This is a genomic window from Streptomyces sp. NPDC098101 (assembly GCF_044760185.1).
In the GTDB taxonomy this organism is placed as follows: Bacteria; Actinomycetota; Actinomycetes; order Streptomycetales; family Streptomycetaceae; genus Streptomyces.
This window is the reverse complement of sequence record NZ_JBIWAS010000002.1, coordinates 642,830-666,403: the sequence shown is the minus strand read 5'-3', so window position 1 is coordinate 666,403 and position 23,574 is coordinate 642,830. Positions and strand designations below refer to the sequence as shown.

Genomic DNA, 23,574 nt, shown 5'->3' with positions numbered 1-23,574 from the left:
ATCGGATCAACGTCTGGATCCTAGTGACGGGTTCCCGGTCGAAACAGTCGATTCGCCCGGTGAATCCGGGGGTGTCGGCCCCGGAGCCTCCCGGAACCCCCTCAGAGGGCCTCCAGCGCCTTCACGTAGGCGGCGGCGTCGCGGGCGTCCGGCAGGGCGTTGACGACGCTCCAGCGGACGGTCCCCGTCTTGTCGACGACGAAGGTGCCGCGCACCGCGCAGCCCTTCTCCTCGTCGAAGACGCCGTAGGCCCGGGAGACCTCGCCGTGCGGCCAGAAGTCGGAGAGCAGCGGGAACTCCAGGTCCTCCTGGTCGCCGAAGACGCGCAGGGTGGGGACGGAGTCGGCGGAGACGGCGAGGAGCTGGGTGTCGTCGTTGACGAACGCCGGGAGGCGGGCGCGGAGCTCGCGCAGCTCGCCGGTGCAGACGCCGGTGAAGGCGAAGGGGTAGAAGAACAGCAGGACGTTCTTCTCGCCGCGGAAGCCGGCGAGCCGGACGGCGCGCCCGTGGTTGTCCTTGAGCTCGAAATCCGGGGCCTCGGTGCCGACCTCGATCGCCATCGCGTGCGCGTCCCTCTCGACGGGGCCCGGTCCCGGGCCGACGGAACCCGGGCCCTGGGCCGAAACGGTGGGACCCACCCTACGCCCGTGCGCGAAGGCCCCCGCCGGACCGGGTCCGGCGGGGGCCTCCCCGTACGGGGTGGTTCAGCGCTTCGGGGTCGCCAGGCGGGTGCCCGCCCAGTCCTTGGCGACGACGATGCTCTTGGTCTGGGAGAGACCAGCGGTCTGCGCGGCATCGTTGATGTCGCTCGGCTCGATGTAGCCGTCGCGGCCGGTCTTCGGCGTCAGCAGCCAGATCACGCCGCCGTCCTCCAGAAGACTGATGGCGTCCACCAGTGCGTCGGTGAGATCACCGTCCTCGTCGCGGAACCACAGGACGACGCCGTCGGCGACGTCGTCGTAGTCCTCGTCCACGAGCTCGGCCCCGATGATGGACTCGATGCCTTCACGGAGATCCTGGTCGACGTCTTCGTCGTAGCCGATCTCCTGGACCACCTGTCCGGGCTCGAACCCCAGCCTGGATGCCGGGTTGGTCCGCTCCTCCGCGTGGTCCGCGGTCGCGCTCACGGCTTGCCTCCTGCTCATTCGGAAAATGCTGTGGGCCGCGCGTGTGCGCGCGGCGCTGGCCGTAGTCCACACGTGCCGGGGCGGATCGCGCAAGTACCCGGCCCCGGAGACCGCCGAAACGGTGACGTTTGGGGCCGTCTCGCCGCAACTTCCGGCACTGTCGGACCCCCTCCGTGATCAGGTGCGAGCGATTCATCCGCTTTCGAGGACTTCTGAGTCTTCAGTCTGCCGAACGCCCGGACGAAACGCATGTGCGGGTTGGGCGTAAGGTTGCGATTTGACCACACCCTGGCACCTGGAGGACGCCCCGGGGGTTACCCCTCGGTAAAGATGACGTCCGGTGTCGGCGGGGTACACGATGGAGATCCCGACCACACCGTGGCCCCGTGACCACCCCGAACAGCGAAGGAAGAGCGTGGCTCCCGGATCCGATCGCAACCCGATCATCATTGGCGGCCTTCCCAGCCAGGTCCCGGACTTCGATCCGGAAGAGACCCAGGAATGGCTCGACTCCCTCGACGCCGCAGTCGACGAGCGGGGCCGGGAGCGGGCCCGCTACCTCATGCTCCGCCTGATCGAGCGCGCCCGCGAGAAGCGCGTGGCCGTGCCCGAGATGCGCAGCTCGGACTACGTCAACACCATCGCCACCAAGGACGAGCCCTTCTTCCCCGGGAACGAGGAGATCGAGCGCAAGGTCCTCAACGCCACCCGGTGGAACGCGGCCGTGATGGTCTCGCGCGCCCAGCGCCCCGGCATCGGCGTCGGCGGTCACATCGCGACCTTCGCCTCCTCCGCCTCCCTCTACGATGTCGGCTTCAACCACTTCTTCCGCGGCAAGGACGAGGGCGACGGCGGCGACCAGATCTTCTTCCAGGGCCACGCCTCCCCCGGCATCTACGCCCGCGCGTATCTGCTGGACCGGCTGAACGAGGCCCAGCTCGACGGCTTCCGCCAGGAGAAGTCGAAGTTCCCCAACGGGCTCTCCTCCTACCCGCACCCGCGGCTGATGCCGGACTTCTGGGAGTTCCCGACGGTGTCGATGGGCCTCGGCCCGCTCGGCGCGATCTACCAGGCCCGGATGAACCGCTACATGGAGGCGCGCGGCATCGCCGACACCTCCAAGTCGCACGTCTGGGCGTTCCTCGGCGACGGCGAGATGGACGAGGTGGAGTCGCTCGGCCAGCTGTCCATCGCGGCCCGCGAGGGCCTGGACAACCTCACCTTCGTCGTCAACTGCAACCTCCAGCGGCTCGACGGCCCGGTGCGCGGCAACGGCAAGATCATCCAGGAGCTGGAGTCGATCTTCCGGGGCAACGGCTGGAACGTCATCAAGCTGATCTGGGACCGCTCCTGGGACCCGCTGCTCGCGCAGGACCGGGACGGCATCCTGGTCAACAAGCTGAACACCACCCCGGACGGCCAGTTCCAGACGTACGCCACGGAGACCGGCGGCTACATCCGGGACCACTTCTTCGGCGGCGACCACCGGCTGCGGGCCATGGTCGAGGGCATGTCGGACCAGCAGGTCCTGCACCTGGGCCGCGGCGGCCACGACCACCGGAAGATCTACGCGGCCTACGCGGCGGCGAAGGCCCACGCCGGCCAGCCGACCGTGATCCTCGCGCAGACCGTCAAGGGCTGGACGCTCGGCCCGAACTTCGAGGGCCGCAACGCGACCCACCAGATGAAGAAGCTGACGGTCGACGACCTCAAGCGCTTCCGCGACCGGCTGCACATCCCGGTCACGGACAAGCAGCTGGAGGAGGGCCTGCCCCCGTACTACCACCCGGGCCGGGACTCCGAGGAGATCCAGTACATGCACGACCGCCGCACGGCGCTCGGCGGGTACGTGCCGACGCGGGTCGTGCGGGCGCAGCCGCTGGAGCTGCCCGACGACAAGGCCTACGCGGCGGCCAAGAAGGGCTCGGGCCAGCAGTCGATCGCCACCACCATGGCCTTCGTCCGCATCCTGAAGGACCTCATGCGGGACAAGGAGATCGGCAAGCGCTTCGTGCTGATCGCCCCCGACGAGTACCGCACCTTCGGCATGGACGCGTTCTTCCCGAGCGCCAAGATCTACAACCCGCTGGGCCAGCAGTACGAGGCGGTGGACCGCGAACTCCTCCTCGCCTACAAGGAGTCGCCGACCGGCCAGATGCTGCACGACGGCATCTCCGAGGCCGGCTGCACGGCCTCGCTGATCGCCGCCGGTTCCGCGTACGCCACGCACGGCGAGCCGCTGATCCCGGTGTACGTCTTCTACTCGATGTTCGGCTTCCAGCGGACCGGCGACCAGTTCTGGCAGATGGCCGACCAGCTGGCGCGCGGCTTCGTCCTCGGCGCCACCGCCGGCCGCACGACGCTGACCGGCGAGGGCCTCCAGCACGCGGACGGACACTCCCACCTCCTCGCTTCCACGAACCCCTCCTGCATCGCCTACGACCCGGCGTTCGGCTTCGAGATCGCGCACATCGTCAAGGACGGCCTGCGCCGGATGTACGGCCCCGAGGCCGAGGACGTCTTCTACTACCTGACCGTCTACAACGAGCCGATCCAGCACCCGGCCGAGCCGGAGGACGTGGACGTGGAGGGCATCCTCCAGGGCATCCACCGCTTCAAGCCGGCCGAGTCGGGCGCGATCCCCGCGCAGATCCTGGCCTCCGGCGTCGGCGTGCCGTGGGCGATCGAGGCGCAGCGGATCCTCGCCGAGGAGTGGAACGTGCGGGCCGACGTCTGGTCCGCCACCTCCTGGACCGAGCTGCGCCGCGAGGCCGTGGCCGTCGAGGAGCACAACCTGCTCCACCCGGACGAGGAGCAGCGCGTCCCGTACGTGACGCGCAAGCTCCAGGGCGCCGAGGGCCCGTTCGTGGCGGTCTCGGACTGGATGCGGGCGGTGCCGGACCAGATCTCCCGCTGGGTCCCCGGCACGTACACCTCGCTGGGCGCGGACGGCTTCGGCTTCGCGGACACGCGCGGCGCGGCCCGTCGCTACTTCCACATCGACGCCCAGTCGATCGTCCTCGCCGTGCTGACCGAGCTGGCCCGCGAGGGCAAGGTCGAGCGGTCGGTCCTGAAGCAGGCCGTGGACCGCTACCAGCTGCTCGACGTGGCGGCGGCGGACCCGGGCGCGGCGGGCGGCGACGCGTAGCCGCACCCCGCAGGACGTGTCAGCCCGTACCCCGTGAGGGGAGCCGAGGGGCGGTGGGACCGGTGGTTCCGCCGCCCCTCGGCGTTTTCCGAGGCCCCGCCCTACCGCTCCCAGATCTTGAACGCTCTGATCTCGTGGGGCGACTGCGGCACCCAGGTCCCCTTCCCCGGGTAGGTGTCGAACTCGCCCGTCTCCGCGCACTCGGCGGACTGGTAGGTGGTGACCGGCCGCCCGGTGCGGTTCGCGAGGGACTGGGCCGAGGTGCCGGCCGGCAGGGCGACGCAGCTGTCGACGTCGGTCGTGGCCAGCTCGTGGGTCTGGACCCGGCCCTTGAAGTCGGGCTTGGACCAGAGGCAGAGCCGGCCGGGACCGCAGGGGCCGAGCTTCGTCCCCGGGGCGGCGGCCCCGGCGGTCCCGGCGGCGGTCCCGGCGGCGGCCTTGCCGGTCGGCTCGCCGGTCGCCGTGGCGGTCGCCGCGCCCGGCAGGGCGGTGAGGAGCAGGACCGCCAGGACGGCGGTCGTCAGCAGTCGCTTCGTACGCAGGTCACTCAAGGTTCTCAACCCCCGGTTTCGTCACTCTCTGTGATCAGAACTCTGCCGGAGGTCACCCCCTGTTGAGAAGGGGGCCAAAGCTTCTTCACCCGAACGGGCGACGGCCCCTGCCGGACCTGGTCCGGCAGGGGCCGTACGAAAAACGCGCGCGGGACGAGAACCCGCAGGTCAGATGTGGGCTCCGCCCATGCCCGCCTCCGCGTTCTCGCCGCGCTTGGTCAGCAGGGCGACGACCGCCGCGACGACCGCGACGACACCGGCGACGGTGAAGGCCAGGCCCATGCCGTCCAGGAAGGTGTCGTGGATGACGCCGGTGATCGTCTGGGCGAGGTCGGGGGTCATGCCCGGCGCCTGGGCAAGCCCAGGCGGGACCATGCCGAACTCGGCGGCCTGCTCCAGCTGCGGGTTGGGCGGGGCCGGGATGCCGGCCGCCTTCCAGTTCTCCTCGAAGACGTCCGACACCTTGGAGGACATGACGGCGCCGAGGACCGCCGTGCCGAGCGCGCCGCCGACCTGCATGGCGGCCTGCTGCAGACCGCCGGCCACGCCGGAGAGCTCCAGCGGCGCGTTGCCGACGATGACCTCGGTGGCGCCGACCATGACCGGGGCGAGGCCCAGGCCGAGGAGGGCGAACCAGAGGGACATGGCGAGGGTGCCGGTGCCGGCGGAGAGCGTGATCATGCCGAACATCGCGACGGCCGTGCAGACCATGCCGCCGACGAGCGGCACGCGCGGGCCGAACTTGGTGATCAGCGCGCCGGCCAGCGGCGAGGAGACGATCATCATCGCGGTCAGCGGCAGCAGGTGCAGACCACTGTCGACCGGGCTGAGCCCCTGCACGCCCTGGAGGTAGAAGGTCACGAAGAACAGGCCGCCCATGAAGGCGAAGGCCATCAGGACCATCAGGACCACGCCGGCCGAGAGCGGCACGGAGCGGAACATGCCCAGCGGGACGAGCGGCTCCTTGACCTTGGTCTCCCAGACGGCGAAGAGCACAAAGAGGAGCACCGCGCCGAGCAGGCAGGCCCACGTCTTGCCGCCGCCCCAGCCCCAGGACTCGCCGGCCTTGATGAGGCCCCAGACCAGGGTGCCCATGGCGCCGGAGAGCAGCAGGATGCCGAGGATGTCGAAGGAGCGCGGCGCGTTCTCCGCGCGGTGGTCCTTGAGGATCACCAGGCCGAGGAGGAGCGCGACGACGCCGACCGGCACGTTGATGAAGAAGACGGACTGCCAGCTGACGTGCTCGACGAGCAGGCCGCCGACGATCGGGCCGCCGGCCGTCGAGGCGCCGATGACCATGCCCCAGATGCCGATGGCCATGTTCAGCTTCTCGGCGGGGAAGGTGGCGCGCAGCAGGCCGAGGGCGGCCGGCATCAGCAGGGCGCCGAAGAGGCCCTGGAGGATGCGGAAGGCGATCACGGCCCCGATGGAGTGGGAGAGGCCGATCGCGCCGGAGGCGGCGGCGAAGCCCGCGATGCCGATGATGAAGGTCTGGCGGTGGCCGAAGCGGTCACCGAGCTTGCCGGCGGTGATCAGGGCGACGGCGAGCGCGAGCAGGTAGCCGTTGGTGATCCACTGGACCTGGGCGAGCGTGGCGTCGAGGTCGGCCTTGATGGCGGGGTTGGCGATCGCGACGATCGTGCCGTCGAGCGCGACCATCATCACGCCCACGGCCACGGCGAACAGGGTCAGCCAGGGATGGCCGCGCAGTCCCTTCGCCGGACCCGGTACGGGTCCCGGGGTGCCCCCCTGGCCCTGCGGGGCCTTTTCCACGGTGGTCTGACTAGTCATACCCGGAGGCTAGTGACAGTCGCTGACAATTGACAAAGCGATTCACGCGTCGGTAACTGTCACGTAGCTCACAGGTACCCTGAGCTGGACCAAATGGAGTGAAAACTCCCGTAAAACGCCCGAAGAGAAAACGGCTGAGAAGAGGACTCCGAGGTGACCCTGCCCGGTCTGCGCGAGCGGAAGAAGCAGCGGACGCGTGACGCGCTGATCCGGGTGGCCCTGGAGCTCTTCACCGCCCAGGGGTACGAGCGGACCACGGTCGACGAGATCGTCGAGGCCGTCGAGGTCTCCCAGCGCACCTTCTTCCGCTACTTCTCCTCCAAGGAGGAGGTCGCCTTCGCCGTCCAGCAGATGGTGGAGGAGCGCTTCGTCCGCTCCCTCGGGCAGCGGCCCCCGGCCGAGGGCCCCCTCGACGCGCTGCGCAACGCCGTCCTCTCCTCCTGGGACACGATCGGCGAGGCCATCACCGAGGTCGTCCCGGTCGGGCTGTACCTGCGCACCTTCCAGTTGATCGAGTCGACGCCCGCGCTGCTCGCCGTCCATCTGCGCCGCTCCACCGAGATGGAGGAGACGATCGCCCGGATCATCGCCGAGCGCGAGGGCGTCGACGTGGACGAGGACCCGCGGCCCCGGATCGCGGTGGCCGCGTTCAGCGGGGTGATGCGAGTGACCGGGCAGATGTGGGGCCGGGGCACGGACCAGAGCCTGGAGGCCATCCGCGCGCTCACCGAGGACTACCTCGACCACCTCGGCCCGGCCCTGGCCCCGCACTGGCGGGGCGGATGCGGGGGCGCACCCTAGGGCCCAGGGCCGCCTTCGGGGCCCCGGGCCCGTGACACCGAGGCACCGCCCGGCACCGCCTGGCACCGCCTGGCACCGAGGCAATGCCCCCTGGCCCCCGCCGGAACCGCCCCCCGGGACCCGCTCCCGGGGCCGCCTCGGAATCCCGTCCCCGGGCCCCCGCCGGAACCCCCGAGTCCCCTGCCGGGGTCACCTCAGGCCCCTCCGGAACCGCCCCCCGGGTCCTGCCGGTGATCCCCCAGGGCCCCTGCCGGGGCCGCCCCGGGGTCCCGGAGCCTCCCGCCTGGGCCCCGCCCCCGGAATCCCCCGTTCCCGTGGTCGCCGGAGCCGCCTCCGGGGCCCCCGCATCGTGGATCACGCGGAGGCGTGACCTCCGTCCCACCTGGTACGGAACCGGTGCCACCGCCCCGTAGGGTGGCGGCCCGTGAACCCTGTCGACAGCGCGCCCGCGCCCCTCGCCGCGCGTGCGCTGCTCGCGCTCGTCGTCGTGCTCGTGCTCCTGGCGACCACCGGGTGGACCACGGTCCGGCACCAGCCCCCGCCGGGGCCCTCCCGCGAGGCCGCGCTCGCGGCTTGGGCGCGCGACCGCGTCGACGGCCGCCCGCTGCCCGGACCGGCGGCCCCGCCCCGTACCGTCGCGGCGTTCTTCGCCGGGATCGGCCCGACGGGCGGGGCGCGGCTCGCCGCCCGGCACCCGTTCGTCGTCGGGAACCTCAACGGCGCCCCGGTCGCCCTCCGCTACCGCGCCAACCGGACCACGCTCACCCGCGCGTACGACGCCGAGCGCGGCCGGGTCCACGACCCCCGGCTCTCCCCCGAGGGCCGCCACGAGGCGCAGCGCCGGATCGACCGCTTCGCCTCGCTGCTGCGGCCGGGCCGCCGGATCCTCGCGTTCGACCCGACGGGGACGGGGCGGGCCGCCGAGGTCCTCGGGGACCTGGAGCGGGCCCGGCGCGTCTCGGTGGTCGTGCCCGGCGTCGACACCAACCTCCTCACCTTCCAGCGGACCCACGGCCGCTACGGGGCCCCCGCCGGCATGGCGCGGGCCCTCTACGACGCCGAGCGGCGGGCCGCGCCCGGCGCCCGGGTCGCGGTGATCGCCTGGGCCGACTACACCGCGCCCGCCGGGATCGGCATCGACGCGCTGACCGGCCGGCTCGCCGAGTCGGGTGCCGCACGGCTCGTCGGACTGGCCGAATCGCTCCCCGGCGACTCCCGGGTGGCGCTCTTCTGCCACAGCTACGGCTCCGTGCTCTGCGGGGTCGCCGCGCCCCGGCTGCCCGCCCGCGTGACGGACGTGGCCGTCTCCGGAAGCCCCGGGATGCGGGTGGAGCGGGCCGCCGACCTCGCCACCCCGGCCCGGATCTGGGCGATGCGGGACGCGGACGACTGGATCGCCGACGTGCCGCACCTGGAGGTGGGCGGGCTCGGACACGGAGCGGACCCGGTGGCGCCCGAGTTCGGCGCGCGGCTGCTCTCGGCGGGCGGGGCCGCCGGGCACAGCGGCTATTTCGCGCCGGGGACGGTGAGCCTCGGCAACTTCGCCGCGATAGGCGTCGGGGCCTACCCGCGGCTGGTCTGCGCACGTGCCGGCAGCGCTTGCCACGACGGAATATCCGGCGCGGAAGGGTCGCGACGCGCGTAGATCCCATAATTTCGGGACCTTTCACAGGGGCGACGCCGGAGCGGGCGCCGCTTACGATGAGGCGTATGGGTGATGTGCTGGCCGGAATTCATGCCGCCTGGGAGTTCGAGAGCGACGCCCTCGTCATCCGCTTCGAACGGGGGATCCGCGCGCCGAAGCTGTTCCAGGTGCTGCGCGAACGCCGCGTACCGTACGAAGCGCTGGCGTCCGTGACGCTCACGCCCGGGAAACGGAACACCGTCGTGCTCCACGCCGTGCCGAGACCGGGCGCCGATCCGCTGATGGAGGCGGCCGCGGGGCAGCTCAAGGAGAGCTCCGATCCGTACCGGCTGGTGCTCCCGGCGGACCGGGAGACGCTCGCCGAGTACTACCGGGACGAACTGCGGGCGCTCCTGCCGCCGGAGCCGGGGGCCGCGGGGGCCGCCGGACACGGCGGGGGCGGCCTGTACGACGAACTCGACGGGTTCGACGGGCCGGAGGAGGCCTACGGGCCTGGCGGGATCGTGACGCCCGCCGAGCGGTTCCTCGTGGCGCCGCCCCCGGGACCGCTGTCCTTCAAGGCGTACGACGGGAAGGCGTCCTTCGACGGCCGGGCGGAGGTCTCGTTCCGCTGGTTCTGGACGGGGGCCTCCTCGGAGAAGTGGAAGGCGGGCGACCAGACCTTCTCGGTGCGGGACCTGTGCGGGATCGAGTGGCGCTCGCCCGACGTCTTCGACGGGCACCTGCGGCTGGTGCCCCGGGACGGCGAGCCCCGGCCGACCCAGCCCGACCACGACCCCGCGTCCGTCGTCTTCGGCCTCGGGTACGGGCTCGTCCACGAGTCCCTCCCCTTCGCCGCGGCCGTCCTCGCGGCGATCCGGGCCTCGGACCGGGCCCCCGTGCCCGTCGGGTCCCGTACCCCCGGCGCGGTGGCCGAAAGGATTCGCCACCTGGGCGAGCTGCACCGTGCGGGGCTGGTGACGGACGAGGAGTTCTCCGCGAAGAAGGCGGAGCTGCTCGCGGAACTCTGAGCCCTCCGGGTCCTGAACCTCCGGGGCCTGCACATCTGGGCCCTGAGCTCCCGGGTCCTGCACCTCCGGGTCCGAGCCCCTGGCCCCCGGGCCCCGGCTTCCGGGCTCCGCACCCCAGGTCTTGAGCCCCCGGGTACCCGAGCCTCCGGGCCCCGAGACCCCCGGCCTTGAACCCCCGGCTCGGAACCCTGAGTTCGGAGCCCCGGACCCGAAACCCCGAAACCCCGGGCCTGAAACCCCGAGTCCCAGGGGCAGGGAACCCCGAGACCCCGAAGCGGAGACCCCCAAGACCCCACGGCGGGGAACCCCGGGTCATACCCCGGTATCAGACCGCGCCCCGGTCCCCGGTATGACGCCGGGTGCCGGGGCCGCTGCCTACGCTGGGCGGGCCATGACCACCGCACCGCGGCCCGAGCCGCCCACCCCGCCCCGGCCCGACGACCCGTCGTCCACGGCCCCCCGGTCCGCCCCCGTCCCCGCCCGGGCCGGGGTCCGGCGGGCGGCCGTCCGGGCGCGCGGGGCGTTCCAGGGGTTCGGGGCCGCGCTCACCACCCCGACCGCCCCCGGGGCGCCCCTCCTCGCCGACGCCTCCTCCCGCTGGGTGCGGCTCCTGCCGTACGTCGTCGCGCTCGCCTTCACCGCCTCGCTGCTCCCCACCACCGTCCTCCTCCTCACCGACGACTACGGCCTCAACGGCGCCCTCGCCGGAGCGGTCGGCACCGCGCAGACCGCCCCGCTGCTGCTCGCCGTCACCCGCCCCCTCCAGGCCTGGTGGGTGGTCTTCGCCGCCGACGTGATCGGCGCGCTCCTGCTGCTCGCCGCCGACGGCACCCGCGCCCACCTGTGGCCCTGGCCCCCGCCGCTCGTCATCGGCTACTGCGCGCTGATGCTCGCGCTCGGCCTGCGCGAGTCCCGCCGGGCGCTGTTCGGCGTCTGGCTGGCGACGGGCGCCGCCGGATACGTCCTGGAGGCGTTCCGGCCCGCCGGGTACACCAGCGTCCACACCCTGCTGTTCGTCCTGAGCGGGGTGCTGCTCCTGCTCACCTCTGCGGTGCGCGCGCGGGGCGACGCCCAGCGGCGGCTCGCGGAGCAGGAGACCATCAGCGAGGCCGAGCGGTCCCGCCGCACGCTCCTGGAGGAGCGGGCCAGGATCGCGCGCGAACTGCACGACGTCGTGGCCCACCACATGTCCGTGATCACCGTGCAGGCCGACTCGGCGCCGTACCGCCTCCCGGGGCTTCCCGACGCGGCCCGCGAGGAGTTCGGCTCGATCGCGGCGAGCGCGCGCGAGTCCCTCGCCGAGATGCGCCGGCTGCTCTCCGTGCTGCGCAGCGACGGCGGCGGGGGCGAGCTGGCCCCGCAGCCGGGGCTCGACCGGGTCCAGCAGCTGGTGGAGGCGACCGTACGGGCCGGGGTGCCGGCCGAGCTGCGGCTCGCCGCCGGCCTCGGGGACGTCCCGCAGGCCGTGGACCTGTCCGCGTACCGGATCGTGCAGGAGGCCCTCGCGAACGTCGTCCGGCACGCGCCCGGCGCCCCGACCCGGGTCTCGGTCCGGGCGGACGGGGAATGGCTGACGGTCCTCGTCGTCAACGGGCCCTCCCTGGAGGACGGTTCGTCCGTCGAGAGGGGCGCCCCCGGCACCGGGCACGGGCTCGTCGGGATGCGGGAGCGCGTACGGTTGACCGGCGGCTCGCTGGACACCGGGCCGCTGCCCGACGGCGGCTTCCGGGTCGCGGCCCGGCTTCCCCTGCGCACGGAGGACCCCGCGTGACCATCCGCGTCATCATCGTCGACGACCAGGCCATGGTGCGGGCCGGTTTCGCCGCGCTGCTCGCCGCGCAGCCCGACATCGACGTCGTCGGGGAGGCCCCGGACGGGCGGCGGGGCGTGGAGGTGGCACGGTCGGCGCACCCGGACGTGGTCCTCATGGACGTGCGGATGCCCGAGCTGGACGGGCTCGCGGCGGCCCGCGAGATCCTGCACCCGCCGGCCGGGGTCACGCACCGGCCGAAGGTCCTGATGCTGACCACCTTCGACGTGGACGACTACGTGTACGAGGCGCTGCGCGCGGGCGCGTCCGGCTTCCTCCTCAAGGACGCGCCCCCGGCCGACCTGATCGCGGCGGTGCGGGTGGTGGCGGCGGGCGAGGCGCTGCTCGCGCCGTCCGTGACCCGGCGCCTGATCGCGGACTTCGCCGCCTCCCGCCCGGCCCCGCGCCGGGACACCGCGGCGCTGCGCCTGAACGGCCTCACCCCGCGCGAGACGGAGGTCCTGGAGCTGATCGCCCGGGGCCTGTCGAACCAGGAGATCGCGGAGAGCCTGGTCCTCGCCGAGCAGACGGTGAAGACCCACATCGGCCGGGTCCTGGCCAAGCTGGACCTGCGCGACCGGGCCCAGGCGGTGGTCTTCGCCTACGAGTCGGGGCTCGTGACGCCGGGCACGGCCTGACACCCGGACGGGACCGGGGGAAAACCCCACCCCTTCCCGGGGGTCCGCCGCTCCTCCACCCCCTACCCCGGTATCACGGGGCGGTTGGCCCCCCGGTGTGACGTGCCGTCACCCACTCCCTTCCTACCTTCCTCCCGTCGCCGGACGACCGGCGGACGAGCGAGAAGCCGGAGAGGGAGGGCGGGCCCATGCGCCGCACGTCGAGGACCCTGATCACCGTGGCCCTGGCGGCCTTCGCGGTCGCCGGGACGGCCGGGTGGGCGTCGGGGAACGCCCAGGAGGCCGTGACCGGGGCGCCGGTCGGGAGCGGGGCGTGGGTGGGTGCGGGGTTGCCGGACCCGGAGGGGTGGGAGCCGGCCGGGGCCGCGCGATTCTTCGCGGGACTCGATCCCGTACAGAAGGAAAGGCTGGTGCGGGATCATCCCGGTGTCGTCGGGAACCTCGACGGGGCTCCTCTGGAGCTGCGGTACGAGGCCAACGCGCTGACGACGAAGGGGCGGTTCGGGGAGGCGCGGGTGCTCGCGCACGATCCGCGCGGCCGGGGGCAGGTGGCGCTGGTGTACGGGGACCTGGCGCGGGCCGCGCACGTGGCGGTGATCGTGCCCGGCTCCGACGTCGACGCCGGGCACGTCCAACCGCTCGCGGACATGGCGGCCGCGCTGCGCCGGGCCACCGGGGACCGCACGGCCGTGGTCGCCTGGGCCGGGTACACCACCCCCGTCGGCGTGGGCCTGGACGCGGCCACCGGCCGGCTGGCCGAGGCCGGGGCCGAGCGGCTCGCCCGGTTCGCGGACGGCCTGGCGGCCGTCGGGGCGGCCGAGCCCTCGGTGTTCTGCCACAGCTACGGCTCGGTGGTCTGCGGGCTCGCCGCCCACGAGCTGAAGGCGAAGGACCTGGTGGTCTTCGGCTCGCCGGGGATGCGCGCCGGGAACGTCGCCGAACTCGGCACCTCCGCGCGGGTGTGGGCGGCGAAGGACCCCACCGACTGGATCGACCGCGTCCCGAACGTGTCGTTCGCGGGCCTCGGGCACGGCGCCGACCCCACCGGGCCGTCCTTCGGGGCGCGCCGGATCCCGGCGGAGGACGCGGCCGGGCACGGCGGCTACTTCGCGGCCGGGACCTCGTCGCTGCGCGCGTTCGCCGCGATCGCCGAGGGGGACGTGCGATGAGCGCCCTCGCCCTGATGGGCCGTACGGCCCGGCGGATCGAGGCCGCCACCCCCGCCCACCGCGACCGGGCGGTCGACGGGCTGCGGGCCCTCGCCCTGCTCGCCGTGCCCACCGGTCACTGGCTGCTCGGCGGCTTCACGCTCTCCGCCGACGGCGCGCTCCACAACGCCAGCCCGCTCGGCGCCTTCCCCGAGTTCGCGCCGGTCAGCTGGGTCCTCCAGATGCTGGGGATCTTCTTCCTGGTCGGCGGGTACGCGTCCGCCCTCTCGTACCGGCGCCGGAAGGGCTCCACGCGTGCGTGGCTCGGGGGGCGGCTCGCCCGGCTCGGGCGGCCGGTCCTCGGGGTCACCGCCGTGTGGGCGCTGCTCCTGCCCCTGCTCCGCTTCGGGCTCGGGGTGCCCGTGGACACCCTGCGGACGGCGTCCACGCTGGTGGTCCAGCCGCTGTGGTTCGTCGGGGTCTACGCGGTGGTCACCGCCCTCACCCCGTTCTGCGTGCGGGCCGCCCGGCGGTTCGGGGCGTGGGCGGCGGCCCCGCTGCTCGGCTCGGTCGCCGTCGTCGACCTCCTGCGCTACGGGCCGTACGCCGACGCCGTGCCGTCCTGGCTGAGCCTGCTGAACATCCTGCCCGGCTGGCTCTTCGCCTATCAGCTCGGCGTCTCGTGGGGCGAGGGCCGGGTGACCCGGCGCCACGCGTGGGGCCTGCTCCTCGGCGGGGCCGCCCTCTTCGCCGCGCTGCTGCTTCTCTTCGGCTACCCGGCGTCGATGGTCGGCGTCCCGGGCGAGGCCCGCACCAACTCGCATCCGCCGTCGCTGCTCGTCCTCGCCCTCGCCGCCGCGCAGAGCGGCGCCGCGGTCCTGCTCCGCGACCGGCTCGGCGCGCTCCTGCGGCGGCCCGCGCTCTGGGCGCCGGTCGTGGTCGTCAACCTCTCGGCGATGACGATCCTGTGCTGGCACCAGACGGCGATGCTCGCCGCCGCGGTCCCCGCCGCGTACGCCGGGGAGGTCGCGGGCCTGGTCGGCGCGCCCGACTCGGCGGGCTGGGTCCTGGCCCGGCTCGCCTGGATGCCGGTCTTCGCCGGGCTCCTCGTCCTGATCGGGCGGTACGCGCGGGGCTTCGAGTCCCCGTGGACGGAGGCCGGGCCCGCCCGCCGCGCCCTGGCGGGACTGCTCGCGGCGGGCTTCGGGCTCTTCGCCCTGGGGCTCGGGTGAACCCTTCCGAGGGGTGCTCAGACCTCCCGGCTCACCGACGTGAAGCTCATGTCCGGGTAGCGGTCGCCCGCCACCAGGCCCGCGATCGGCTCCAGCTCCGCCAGTTCGGCGTCGGTCAGGGTGATGCGGGTGGCGGCCGCGTTCTCCAGGAGGCGGGAGCGCTTGCGGGTGCCGGGGATCGGGACGACCGTGAGGCCGTGCACCGAGGCCCGCTGCTGGACCCAGGCGAGGGCGATCTGCGCCGGGGTCGCCCCGTGGGCGGCGGCGATCTTGCGGACCGGGTCGAGCAGGGCGGCGTTCCGCTCCGCGTTCTCGCCGGTGAACCGGGGCTGGTACTTGCGGAAGTCGCCGCCCGACAGGTCCCTGGCGGCGTCCGCGAACGCCCCGGTCAGGAAGCCCCGGCCGAGCGGCGAGTACGGCACGAGGGTCACGCCGAGGTCGGCGGCGGCGCCGACGGCGCTGCGCTCCACGTCCCGGGAGAAGAGCGACCACTCCGACTGGAGGGCGGCGATCGGGTGCACGGCGTGGGCCTCGCGCAGTTCGGGCCCGGTGACCTCGCTCAGGCCCAGGAAGCGGACCTTGCCCTCCCGGACGAGTTCGGCCATCGCGCCGACGGACTCGGCGAACGGGACCTGCGGGTCGCGGCGGTGCATGTAGTAGAGGTCGATGGTCTCGACGCCGAGGCGGCGCAGACTGTTCTCGACGGCGCTCCTGATGTACGCGGGGTCGTTGCGGATGCCCCGGTAGGCGGGGTCGTCGGCGCGCCGCTCGATGGCGAACTTGGTGGCGAGCACGACCTCGTCGCGGTGGGCGGCGAGGAAGGGCGCGAGGAACTCCTCGTTGGCCCCGCTGCCGTAGATGTCGGCGGTGTCGATCAGGGTGACGCCGGCCTCCAGGGCCGCGTCGAGGGTGTCGCGGGCGGCGGCCTCGTCGGTCGCGCCGTAGAACTCGCTGATGCCCATGGCACCGAAGCCCTGGACGCCGACCTCCGGGCCGTCCTGGCCCCCGAGGCGCACGGTGTCGATCCTGGTCACGCTGGTCATGAAGGTGTTCCTCCGCATACGGTCCCGTAGTGGGCGATCTTGACGTCGAGCACGGCGAGCGTGTCCTGGAGCTCGGTGACCCGGGCGAGGACGTCCCGCCGGGTGGCCTCCAGGAGCGCGCGGCGTTCCTCACGGGTGTGGTCCCCGGCCCGCACCATCTCGGCGTACCGGACCATGTCGGCGACCGGCATCCCGGTCAGCCGCAGCTTGCCGACGAAGGCCAGCCAGTCCAGGTCGCGCGGGGTGAAGCGGCGCTGCCCCGTGTGCGAACGGTCGACGTGCGGCATGAGGCCGATCCGCTCGTACCAGCGCAGGGTGTGCGCCGTGAGACCGGTCAGGGCGGCGACCTCGCTGATGGTGTAGTGCTCCCGGGTACCGCTCGTGCTCGCGATCACGCTCATGCCCCCACGCTAAAACCCTGGAGTGCACTCCAGGCAAGTGCGCCCAGTAGGCTCGGGCCCATGGAGAGCAGCCTGCCGAGCCTGGCGTCGATCGAGAACTGGCCCGTCCCCACCGCGGCCGCCGCCGTGGTCCGCGCGGACGGCACCCTCGCCGGGGCCCACGGCCCCACCGGGCGGCGCTTCCCGCTCGCCTCGGTGACCAAGCCGCTGGCGGCGTACGCGGTGCTCGTCGCGTACGAGGAGGGGGCGGTCGACCTGGACGAGCCGGCCGGGCCCGAGGGCTCGACCGTCCGCCACCTCCTCGCCCATACTTCGGGCCTGGCCTTCGACGAGAACCGGGTCCAGGCCGCGCCGGGCACCCGCCGGATCTACTCCAACACCGGCTTCGAGGCCCTGGGCGACCACATCGCCAAGGCCACCGACATCCCCTTCGCCGAGTACCTGCACCAGGCGGTCCTGGAGCCGCTCGGCATGACCTCCACGACCCTGGAGGGCTCGCCCGCCAAGGACGGCGTGTCGACCGTCGACGACCTGGTGCGGTTCGCCGCCGAGGTGCAGGCGCCCCGGCTCCTGGACGCCCGGACCGTCCTGGACGCGATGACCGTCACGTACCCGGGGCTGACCGGCATCCTGCCCGGCTACGGGCACCAGCGGCCGAACGACTGGGGGCTCGGCTTCGAGATCCGCGACGGGAAGTCCCCGCACTGGACCGGCGCCGGCTCCTCGCCGCGCACCTTCGGGCACTTCGGGCAGTCCGGCACCTTCCTGTGGATCGACCCGGACGCGCGGGCCGCGTGCGTGGCGCTCACCGACCGGCCCTTCGGGCCGTGGGCGGTCGAGGCCTGGCCGGCGTTCACGGACGCGGTCCTGGCGGACCTGCGGGCGGCATAACCGGCCCGCAGGGGCCGTTTGTCGCGGCCGACGCGGGCAAAACGGAGTCCATGAGAGGCATCGACTCCGTCATAAGAACCGTGGCCCACGTCCTCGCGGGAATCCTGGTCGTCTGGATCCTCCTGGACCTGTTCGACGCGAACCGGGCGAACACCGTCGTCGACTGGTTCCACACCGCCGCCGACTGGCTCGCCGGCTGGTCGATCGGGCTCTTCGACGTGTCCGAGCACGTCGTTCAGGTGCTGCTCGACTACGGCATCCCCGCGGTCGTCTACGTGGCGATCGCCAACCTCGTCTCCCGCAGGACGTTCGCCCGGCGGTGAGCCGTCAGTCCTCGCAGCGGGCGGCGGGCAGCGTCCCGTCGGGGCCGGTGACCGTCACCGGGGCGCGGGCCGCCGGGTGTTCCGCGTGGGCGGCCGTGCAGACGAGCTGGCGGACGGCCGCCGCCGGGAGGTCCCTGACGGGGAAGGGGGTCCGGAGCCGGAGTGCCGAGGCGGATCCGGACGGGTCCGCCTCCACGAGCGGTGCCTGGCCTCCTCCCGCCGGCAGGGCGGTGGTGACGCCGGTCGCGGCCTCGTGGGGCCTCGGGCCGGCCAGCAGCGCGGCGAGGACCTTGTCGGTGGGGACCCGTCCGCCGCGCGTGTCGTCGGCGGAGACCTCGTACCCCGGGCCGAACCCGTCGTACGGGACCCGGTCGGCCTCCGCGCCGTCCGCCGGGCGGGTGGGGGACGGCAGCGCGTGCGGCCCGACGTCCCGGACCATCGGCAGCGACTGCCCGTCGGGGCCGAGGAAGTAGAGCACCATCCGCTCCTCGGGGACCGGCTGGACGACGACGGTCGCGGCCTCGCCCGCCTCGACCACGTCGGTCCGCTGTATGCCGCAGCCGGCCAGGGCGAGCAGCGAGAGCAGGGCGGCGCCGGCCCGGCGCCTCACAGCGGCGTCCGTACGGTGAACACGGCCCCGCCCTCCGGCCGGTTGGCGGCCGTGACGGTGCCGCCGTGGAGCCGTACGTTCTCCAGGGCGATGGCGAGGCCGAGGCCGCTGCCCGCCGAGCGGGTCCTGGCCCGGTCCGCCTTGTAGAAGCGGTCGAAGACGTGCGGCAGGACCTCCGGGTCGATGCCCGGGCCCCGGTCGGACACCTCCGTCACCAGCACGTCCCCCTCCGCGTACAGCCGGACCGTGACCGGCGCCTCGCCGTGCCGCAGGGCGTTGCCGACGAGGTTGGCGACGACGACGTCGAAGCGGCGCGGGTCGAGCCGGGCCCTGATCCCCTCCGCGAGCCGCGGGACGACCTGCGCGGGATCGTTCCAGTGGCGGTGCTGGAGGGTCTTGCGGACGCAGTCGGCGGCGTCGACCTCGTCCGTGTGGAGCTCGGCGGCGCGCGCGTCGAAGCGGGAGATCTCCATCAGGTCCTCGACCAGCACGGCGAGCTTCCCGGTCTCGGCGCTGATCAGGCGGACCGCGCGGGCGGTGTCGCTGTCCAGGCTCCCGGCGTCCTCGTCGAGGACCTCGGTGACGGCGAGCATCCCGGCGAGCGGGGTGCGCAGTTCGTGCGAGACGTCGGAGGCGAAGCGGCGGGCGCGGGCCTCGGCGCCGCGGAGTTCGGCGACGGAGCGTTCGAGCGCGGCGGCCGACTCGTTGAAGGTGCGGGCGAGGTCAGAGAGTTCGTCGCTGCCCTTGGCGTGGATGCGGGTGTCGAGGCGGCCCTGCCCCATGTGGTGGGCGGCGTGCCGCAGTTCCCGCACGGGCCGCAGGACGCCCCGGGCGGCGAGGAGCGCGGGGATCAGGGCGACGGCGAGGGCGGGCAGGGCGCCGTCGCGGGCGGCGGTGACCATGGCCTCGACGTTGGCCTCCTCCTCGTTCAGCTCCATGACGGCGTAGAGGACGAGGCCGGTGGGCCGGGCGGTTCCCTCGGTGGGGTGGGACCGGAAGACGGCGGGGACGGCGATGGTCAGGTAGGGGGTGCCGCCCTTCACGACCCGCTGGAAGCCGGCGTGCGGGGAGGCGTCCCCGGCCCGGGCGCGGGCCCGCAGCTCGGGGGTGATGACGGAGGAGGCGGGCCGGTCGGTGGAGGAGACCCGGACGGTGCCGTACTCGGCGTAGACGCGCCAGGGGCGGGGTTTGCCCTGGCGGGCGATCCGGAGGAGGTCGGTCCGCAGGCTGTCGGGGTCGACGGGCAGGGTGACGTAGAGCGCGTCGACCTGCTCGCGGAAGGCGGAGACGGCGGTGTTCTGGGTCTGTTCCAGGATGGCGTTGCGGGCGGCCCGGTAGGTGAGGGCGGCGGTGGTGCCGCAGCCGACGGCGGCGACGAGCAGGAAGGCGAGGACGAGGCGGGTCCGCAGCCCGAAGGGGTGCGGCCGGAGGCGGGGAGCCCGTCCCCTGCGGCGGCTCCCGGAGGGGAAGCCCGTGATCCTGCGGAGCTTCACAGCGGTCCGAAGCGGTAGCCGAAGCCGCGCAGGGTCTGGATGTAGCGGGGTTCGCCGGGGACGTCCTCGATCTTGTTGCGGAGTCGGCGGACGCAGGCGTCGACCAGCCGGGCGTCCCCGTGGTAGCTGTGCTCCCAGACGTGTTCGAGGAGCTGCTGCCGGCTGAAGACCTGCTCGGGGGCGGCGGAGAGGTGGAGCAGCAGCTTCATCTCGGAGGGGGCGAGGGCGATCCGCTCGCCCGCCTTGGCGACGGTGAGCCCGGCCCGGTCGATGGCGAGCGCCCCGTGGGACTCGACGGCGGACCGTCCGGAGCCGGGCTCCTCGATGCGCCGGAGCACGGCCCGTATCCGCGCCTCGATGACCTCGGTGCGGGCGGGCTTGACGATGTAGTCGTCGGCTCCGGCCTCCAGGCCGACGACGACGTCGAAGTCGTCGCCCCGGGCGGTCAGCATGATGATCGGCAGCTGGCTGTCCTCCCGCACCCGCCGGCAGACCTGGACGCCGTTCATGCCGGGCAGCATCAGGTCGAGCAGGAGCAGGTCCGGCCGGAACTCGCCGAGCGCGGCGAGCCCCGCCTCGCCGGTGGGGGCGGTCCGCACCTCGTGCCCGCGCCGCCGCAGCCCGAGTTCGACGCCCTCGCGGACGGAGGGGTCGTCTTCTATCAGGAGCACGCGGGGCATGTGTGGAGTATCCCAAGGTCGTCGGAGGGGGTCACGCGCGGCGGACGGGGGGCCGGAGCCGTCCCAGCAGCTCCCGCAGTTCGGTGAGGCGCAGGGGCCGGGCCAGGACGGCGAAGACGGCGAGGATCGTGAGCGCCCCGGCGGCACCGGCGGGGACGGGCCCGGCCGGGCCGGTCAGGTCGGTGACGAGGAGGCCGTACCCGGCGGCGGGCACGGCGGCGACGAGCAGCCGCGCGAGCCCGGCGACGGAGCCCCCGGGCCCCTCGCGCTTCCCGGAGCCGTCCGCGCTCCCCGGGCTCCCCGGGCTCCCGGGAGCGTCGAGCCGTCGCCGCAGCGCGTACGCCGTCACGGCCCAGCCCGCCCAGAGCGCCAGCGAGTACGCCCCCGCCATGCCCGCGACGGTCCAGCGGGCGGGGAGCAGGAGGTACGCGGCGAAGGAGAGGCCCGCGTTCAGCCCGGCGATCACCAGGTTGAGCAGGAAGGGGGTGCGGGTGTCGCGCAGGGCGTAGAAGGCGCGGGTGCACACGTACTGGCCGGAGAGGGCGATCAGGCCGGGCGCGAGGGCCATCAGGATCCAGGACATCGCGCGGATGTCGTCGTCGCCCGTCGCCCCGTACCGGAAGACCACCGTCATCAGGGGGACGGCGAGCGCGAGGAGCGCGCAGGCGGCGGGGACGACGGCGGCCGAGCTGGTCCGCAGCGCGTACGAGACGTCCCGCCGGACCCCGGCGAGGTCGCCGTCGGCCGCCGAGCCGCTCATCCGGGGCAGCAGCGCGGTCACCAGGGAGACGGTGACGATGCCGTGCGGGACGGCCCACAGCAGATAGGCGTTGTTGTACCCGGCGAGGCCCGACCCGCCGCCGGCCGCCGAGCCGCCCGCCGAGGTGGCGATCCAGGTGGTCACCCAGTAGGCGCCCTGGTTGGTGAGGACGAGCAGGACCAGCCAGCCGGCCGACCGCAGCGGGGCCGTGAGGCCGCTGCCGCGCCAGTCGAAGCGGGGCCGCCAGCGGAACCCCGCGGCGCGCAGCGAGGGGACGAGGGCGAGGGCCTGGAGCGCGATCCCGGCGGTGGTGCCCCAGCCGAGGAGCGCGGTCTCCCCGGCGCTGAGCGCGCCCCCGTCGCTCACCACCAGAAAGAGGCCGAAGACCGCGACCACGACCACGTTGTTGAGGACGGGCGTCCACATCATGGCGCCGAACCGGCCCCGGGCGTTGAGGACCTGCCCGAGGAGCGTGAAGAGCCCGAGGAAGAGGATCTGCGGGAGGCAGGTCCGGGCGAAGGCCACGGTCATGTCCCGCTGCGCGCCCGTGTAGTCGGTGTACGTGTCGACGATGACGGGCGCGGCGAGCACGGCGGCGGCGGTGAGCGCGACGAGGGCGAGCGCGCACAGCGTGAGGAGCCGGTCGGTGTAGGCGACGCCGCCGTCCTCGTGCTCCTTGGCGGCCTTGACCAGCTCGGGGACGAAGACGGCGTTGAGGGCGCCGCCGAGGAGCAGCGTGTAGACGATGGTGGGGACGGAGTTCCCGACCGCGTAGCCGTCGGCGACGACGGCCGCGCCGAGCGCGGCGGCGACGACGGAGGCACGGACGAATCCGGTGGCACGGGAGACGAGCGACCCGGCCGCCATGAGAACGCCACTACGCAGAACGGAAACGGCTTTCGACTCCGGGGCGGGGGTGGCTGACGCGGGCGGGGCGGTTGGGGCGGCCTGCGCGGGCGGCGTGGGCGGGCTGGTCCGAGCGGCCAGGCCGGTCGGGGCAGACGGGCTGGTCGGAGCGGCCGGACCGGTCGGCGCAGTCAGGCCGGTCGGCGCAGTCAGGCCGGTCGAAACAGTCGGCACAGGCGGGCCGGCCTGCGCGGTCGACGCAGTCGGGCCGGGCGGCGCAGACGGAACGGTCGGCACGGTCGGGCCGGGCGGCGCGGGCGGTGCGGTCGGGCCGGGCAGCACAGGCGGACCGGCCTGCGCGGGCGGACTGGTCGGCGCGGGCGATGCGGTCGGGCCGGGCGGCGCGGTCGGTGCGGTGTCCGTCATCGGCGGGCCAGGTAGGCCCGGAAGGCGCGGTAGAGCGCCTGGTTGGTCGTGCCCCGCATCGGTGTCTCCCACTCCCCCAGCGTTTCGACGACCCGCCCGCCCGTGCCGAGCTTCCAGCGGAGGAGGCCGTGGGCGCGGTCGTCCGGGTCGAGGGTGGAGGGTACCCCGCGCAGGTCGTAGACGGCGGCGCCGAGGGCGTGGGCGTCGAGCACCATGCGCCACTGGAGGGCGTTGGAGGGCCGGACCTCGCGGCGGTGGTCGGCGGAGGCGCCGGTCTGGTACCAGACCCGCCCGCCCACGGTGACCATGGTGTGCGCGGCGAGGACCTCGCCCTCGTGGCGGGCCAGGTACAGCTTCATCCGGCCCGGCTCCTCGGCGTTGAGGGCCGCGTACTGGCGCTCGTAGTACGCGAGGGAGCGGCCGAGCCGGAAGCCGTCCCGCTCCTCCGTGACGCGGAGCAACCGGTAGAACTCGGGCAGATCGGCGGCAGATCCGACGGTGACCTCGACGCCGGCCTTCCGCGCCTTCCGCACGTTCCTCCGCCACTCCTGGTTGAGCCCGGACCACAGGTCGTCGGTGGTGCGGCCGGTCAGCGGGACCTGGAAGACGTGCCGGGGCTGGGCGTCGGCGCCGTCCTCGGAGTCGCCGCCGCAGCGGTGCCACCCCCGGGCCCTGAGGCGTTCGGCGACGGCGGTTCCGAGCGGGTCGACCTCGTCGGCGAGGACGTCGGAGAGCCGCCGTCCGGGCCCGGTGGCGGCCTTGACGGTGGCGGCGTCCCAGCGGCGGTGGGCGGGGGTGGGCCCGATGCGCACGGCGAAGGCCCCGGAGGCCGTCAAGTGCGCGAGGAGCGGCCCGAGCCAGCCGTCCAGGTCGGGGTCGGCCCAGTCGGCGACGGGCCCTTCGGGGAGGTAGGCGAAGTACTTGCGGGTCCCGGGGAAGGGCCGCAGCAGCACCAGCGCGACGCCCGTGAGCCCGCCTCCCCCGGGCCCCCACCCCACCAGTTGGTGGCACCAGCCCTCCTTCACCCCGGCCCAGGAGGGCACTTGGAGGAAGCTGGGGCCGTCCGCTCCCCCGCGGGTCGCGAGGAACGCCCGGTACGCCTCGGGGGTCACGGGGCCGAGCCGGAAGGGAGCGGGTCGTTCGACGGACGCGGCCGTCACGAGCAGCGCTGACACAACGAGGGCCTCCTGGTTCCGCCCC

At 73.9% G+C, this 23,574-nt stretch carries 21 protein-coding genes; 10 read left to right on the top strand and 11 right to left on the bottom strand.

Annotation, left to right across the window (positions count from 1 at the left end):
* Positions 1–101: 101 nt before the first annotated feature.
* Positions 102–560: a peroxiredoxin gene (locus ACIQVI_RS10005; RefSeq protein WP_403593414.1), complete on the bottom strand. Its 459-nt coding sequence runs from the start codon at positions 558–560 to the stop codon at positions 102–104.
* Positions 561–704: 144 nt separating this feature from the next.
* Positions 705–1,127: a DUF3052 domain-containing protein gene (locus tag ACIQVI_RS10000; protein WP_121831117.1), complete on the bottom strand. Its 423-nt coding sequence runs from the start codon at positions 1,125–1,127 to the stop codon at positions 705–707.
* Positions 1,128–1,542: 415 nt separating this feature from the next.
* On the opposite strand from ACIQVI_RS10000, the gene aceE reads away from it, so the two are divergent.
* Entirely contained in the window at positions 1,543–4,275 is a 2,733-nt protein-coding gene (gene aceE / locus ACIQVI_RS09995) for a pyruvate dehydrogenase (acetyl-transferring), homodimeric type (protein WP_403593411.1), read from the top strand.
* A 101-nt stretch (positions 4,276–4,376) separates the two neighbouring features.
* On the opposite strand, the gene ACIQVI_RS09990 is transcribed toward aceE, so the two are convergent.
* Both ACIQVI_RS09990 and ACIQVI_RS09985 read right to left on the bottom strand, forming a co-directional pair.
* Positions 4,377–4,817, bottom strand: a complete 441-nt coding sequence (locus tag ACIQVI_RS09990; RefSeq protein ID WP_403594509.1) for a peptidase inhibitor family I36 protein — start codon at positions 4,815–4,817, stop codon at positions 4,377–4,379.
* 177 nt (positions 4,818–4,994) lie between these two features.
* The gene (locus tag ACIQVI_RS09985; RefSeq protein WP_403594507.1) at positions 4,995–6,488 is read right to left on the bottom strand and encodes an MFS transporter; all 1,494 of its coding nucleotides are present in this window, start codon (positions 6,486–6,488) and stop codon (positions 4,995–4,997) included.
* Between the two features lie 282 nt (positions 6,489–6,770).
* Here ACIQVI_RS09985 and ACIQVI_RS09980 point away from each other — a divergent pair, with 282 nt between their 5' ends.
* The 7 genes from ACIQVI_RS09980 (at position 6,771) to ACIQVI_RS09950 (ending at position 14,901) form a co-directional block, all read left to right on the top strand.
* Positions 6,771–7,418: a TetR family transcriptional regulator gene (locus ACIQVI_RS09980; RefSeq protein WP_351974001.1), complete on the top strand. Its 648-nt coding sequence runs from the start codon at positions 6,771–6,773 to the stop codon at positions 7,416–7,418.
* Between the two features lie 424 nt (positions 7,419–7,842).
* A complete protein-coding gene (locus ACIQVI_RS09975; RefSeq protein WP_403593407.1) occupies positions 7,843–9,063 on the top strand; it encodes an alpha/beta hydrolase in 1,221 nt (406 codons plus the stop codon).
* 56 nt (positions 9,064–9,119) lie between these two features.
* On the top strand, positions 9,120–10,073 hold the full coding sequence (locus ACIQVI_RS09970; RefSeq protein ID WP_403593404.1) for a DUF4429 domain-containing protein: 954 nt from the start codon (positions 9,120–9,122) through the stop codon (positions 10,071–10,073).
* 391 nt (positions 10,074–10,464) lie between these two features.
* Positions 10,465–11,844 carry a sensor histidine kinase gene (locus tag ACIQVI_RS09965; protein WP_403593401.1) on the top strand — a complete coding sequence of 460 codons (1,380 nt, stop codon included), beginning with the start codon at positions 10,465–10,467 and terminating at the stop codon, positions 11,842–11,844.
* On the top strand, positions 11,841–12,521 hold the full coding sequence (locus ACIQVI_RS09960; RefSeq protein ID WP_121830555.1) for a response regulator transcription factor: 681 nt from the start codon (positions 11,841–11,843) through the stop codon (positions 12,519–12,521). The genes ACIQVI_RS09965 and ACIQVI_RS09960 overlap by 4 nt, the downstream gene beginning before the upstream one ends.
* 188 nt (positions 12,522–12,709) lie before the next feature.
* On the top strand, positions 12,710–13,690 hold the full coding sequence (locus ACIQVI_RS09955) for an alpha/beta hydrolase (RefSeq protein ID WP_403593398.1): 981 nt from the start codon (positions 12,710–12,712) through the stop codon (positions 13,688–13,690).
* Positions 13,687–14,901, top strand: a complete 1,215-nt coding sequence (locus ACIQVI_RS09950; protein WP_403593395.1) for an acyltransferase — start codon at positions 13,687–13,689, stop codon at positions 14,899–14,901. Before ACIQVI_RS09955 ends, ACIQVI_RS09950 begins: the two co-directional genes overlap by 4 nt.
* Positions 14,902–14,918: 17 nt before the next feature.
* Here ACIQVI_RS09950 and ACIQVI_RS09945 read toward each other — a convergent pair whose 3' ends face one another.
* Positions 14,919–15,944 carry an aldo/keto reductase gene (locus tag ACIQVI_RS09945; RefSeq protein ID WP_403593392.1) on the bottom strand — a complete coding sequence of 342 codons (1,026 nt, stop codon included), beginning with the start codon at positions 15,942–15,944 and terminating at the stop codon, positions 14,919–14,921.
* On the bottom strand, positions 15,941–16,345 hold the full coding sequence (locus tag ACIQVI_RS09940; protein WP_351971387.1) for a MerR family transcriptional regulator: 405 nt from the start codon (positions 16,343–16,345) through the stop codon (positions 15,941–15,943). Before ACIQVI_RS09940 ends, ACIQVI_RS09945 begins: the two co-directional genes overlap by 4 nt.
* Positions 16,346–16,405: 60 nt before the next feature.
* On the opposite strand from ACIQVI_RS09940, the gene ACIQVI_RS09935 reads away from it, so the two are divergent.
* A complete protein-coding gene (locus ACIQVI_RS09935; protein ID WP_402441778.1) occupies positions 16,406–17,236 on the top strand; it encodes a serine hydrolase domain-containing protein in 831 nt (276 codons plus the stop codon).
* Positions 17,237–17,286: 50 nt separating this feature from the next.
* On the top strand, positions 17,287–17,559 hold the full coding sequence (locus tag ACIQVI_RS09930) for a hypothetical protein (protein WP_121830561.1): 273 nt from the start codon (positions 17,287–17,289) through the stop codon (positions 17,557–17,559).
* 4 nt (positions 17,560–17,563) lie between these two features.
* Here the strand turns inward: ACIQVI_RS09930 and ACIQVI_RS09925 are convergent, their stop codons facing one another.
* From ACIQVI_RS09925 to ACIQVI_RS09905, 5 genes are all read right to left on the bottom strand, one after another.
* Positions 17,564–18,169 carry a hypothetical protein gene (locus ACIQVI_RS09925; RefSeq protein WP_403593387.1) on the bottom strand — a complete coding sequence of 202 codons (606 nt, stop codon included), beginning with the start codon at positions 18,167–18,169 and terminating at the stop codon, positions 17,564–17,566.
* Positions 18,166–19,662 (bottom strand): ATP-binding protein, encoded by a 1,497-nt coding sequence (locus tag ACIQVI_RS09920; RefSeq protein ID WP_403593384.1) that lies wholly within the window; start codon positions 19,660–19,662, stop codon positions 18,166–18,168. Before ACIQVI_RS09920 ends, ACIQVI_RS09925 begins: the two co-directional genes overlap by 4 nt.
* Positions 19,659–20,342 carry a response regulator gene (locus ACIQVI_RS09915; RefSeq protein ID WP_403593381.1) on the bottom strand — a complete coding sequence of 228 codons (684 nt, stop codon included), beginning with the start codon at positions 20,340–20,342 and terminating at the stop codon, positions 19,659–19,661. The genes ACIQVI_RS09920 and ACIQVI_RS09915 overlap by 4 nt, the downstream gene beginning before the upstream one ends.
* Positions 20,343–20,373: 31 nt before the next feature.
* On the bottom strand, positions 20,374–21,969 hold the full coding sequence (gene murJ, locus ACIQVI_RS09910) for a murein biosynthesis integral membrane protein MurJ (protein WP_403593378.1): 1,596 nt from the start codon (positions 21,967–21,969) through the stop codon (positions 20,374–20,376).
* A gap of 401 nt (positions 21,970–22,370) precedes the next feature.
* Complete coding sequence (locus tag ACIQVI_RS09905; protein WP_351971392.1) at positions 22,371–23,549, bottom strand: peptidoglycan bridge formation glycyltransferase FemA/FemB family protein; 1,179 nt, start codon at positions 23,547–23,549, stop codon at positions 22,371–22,373.
* Positions 23,550–23,574: the final 25 nt, after the last annotated feature.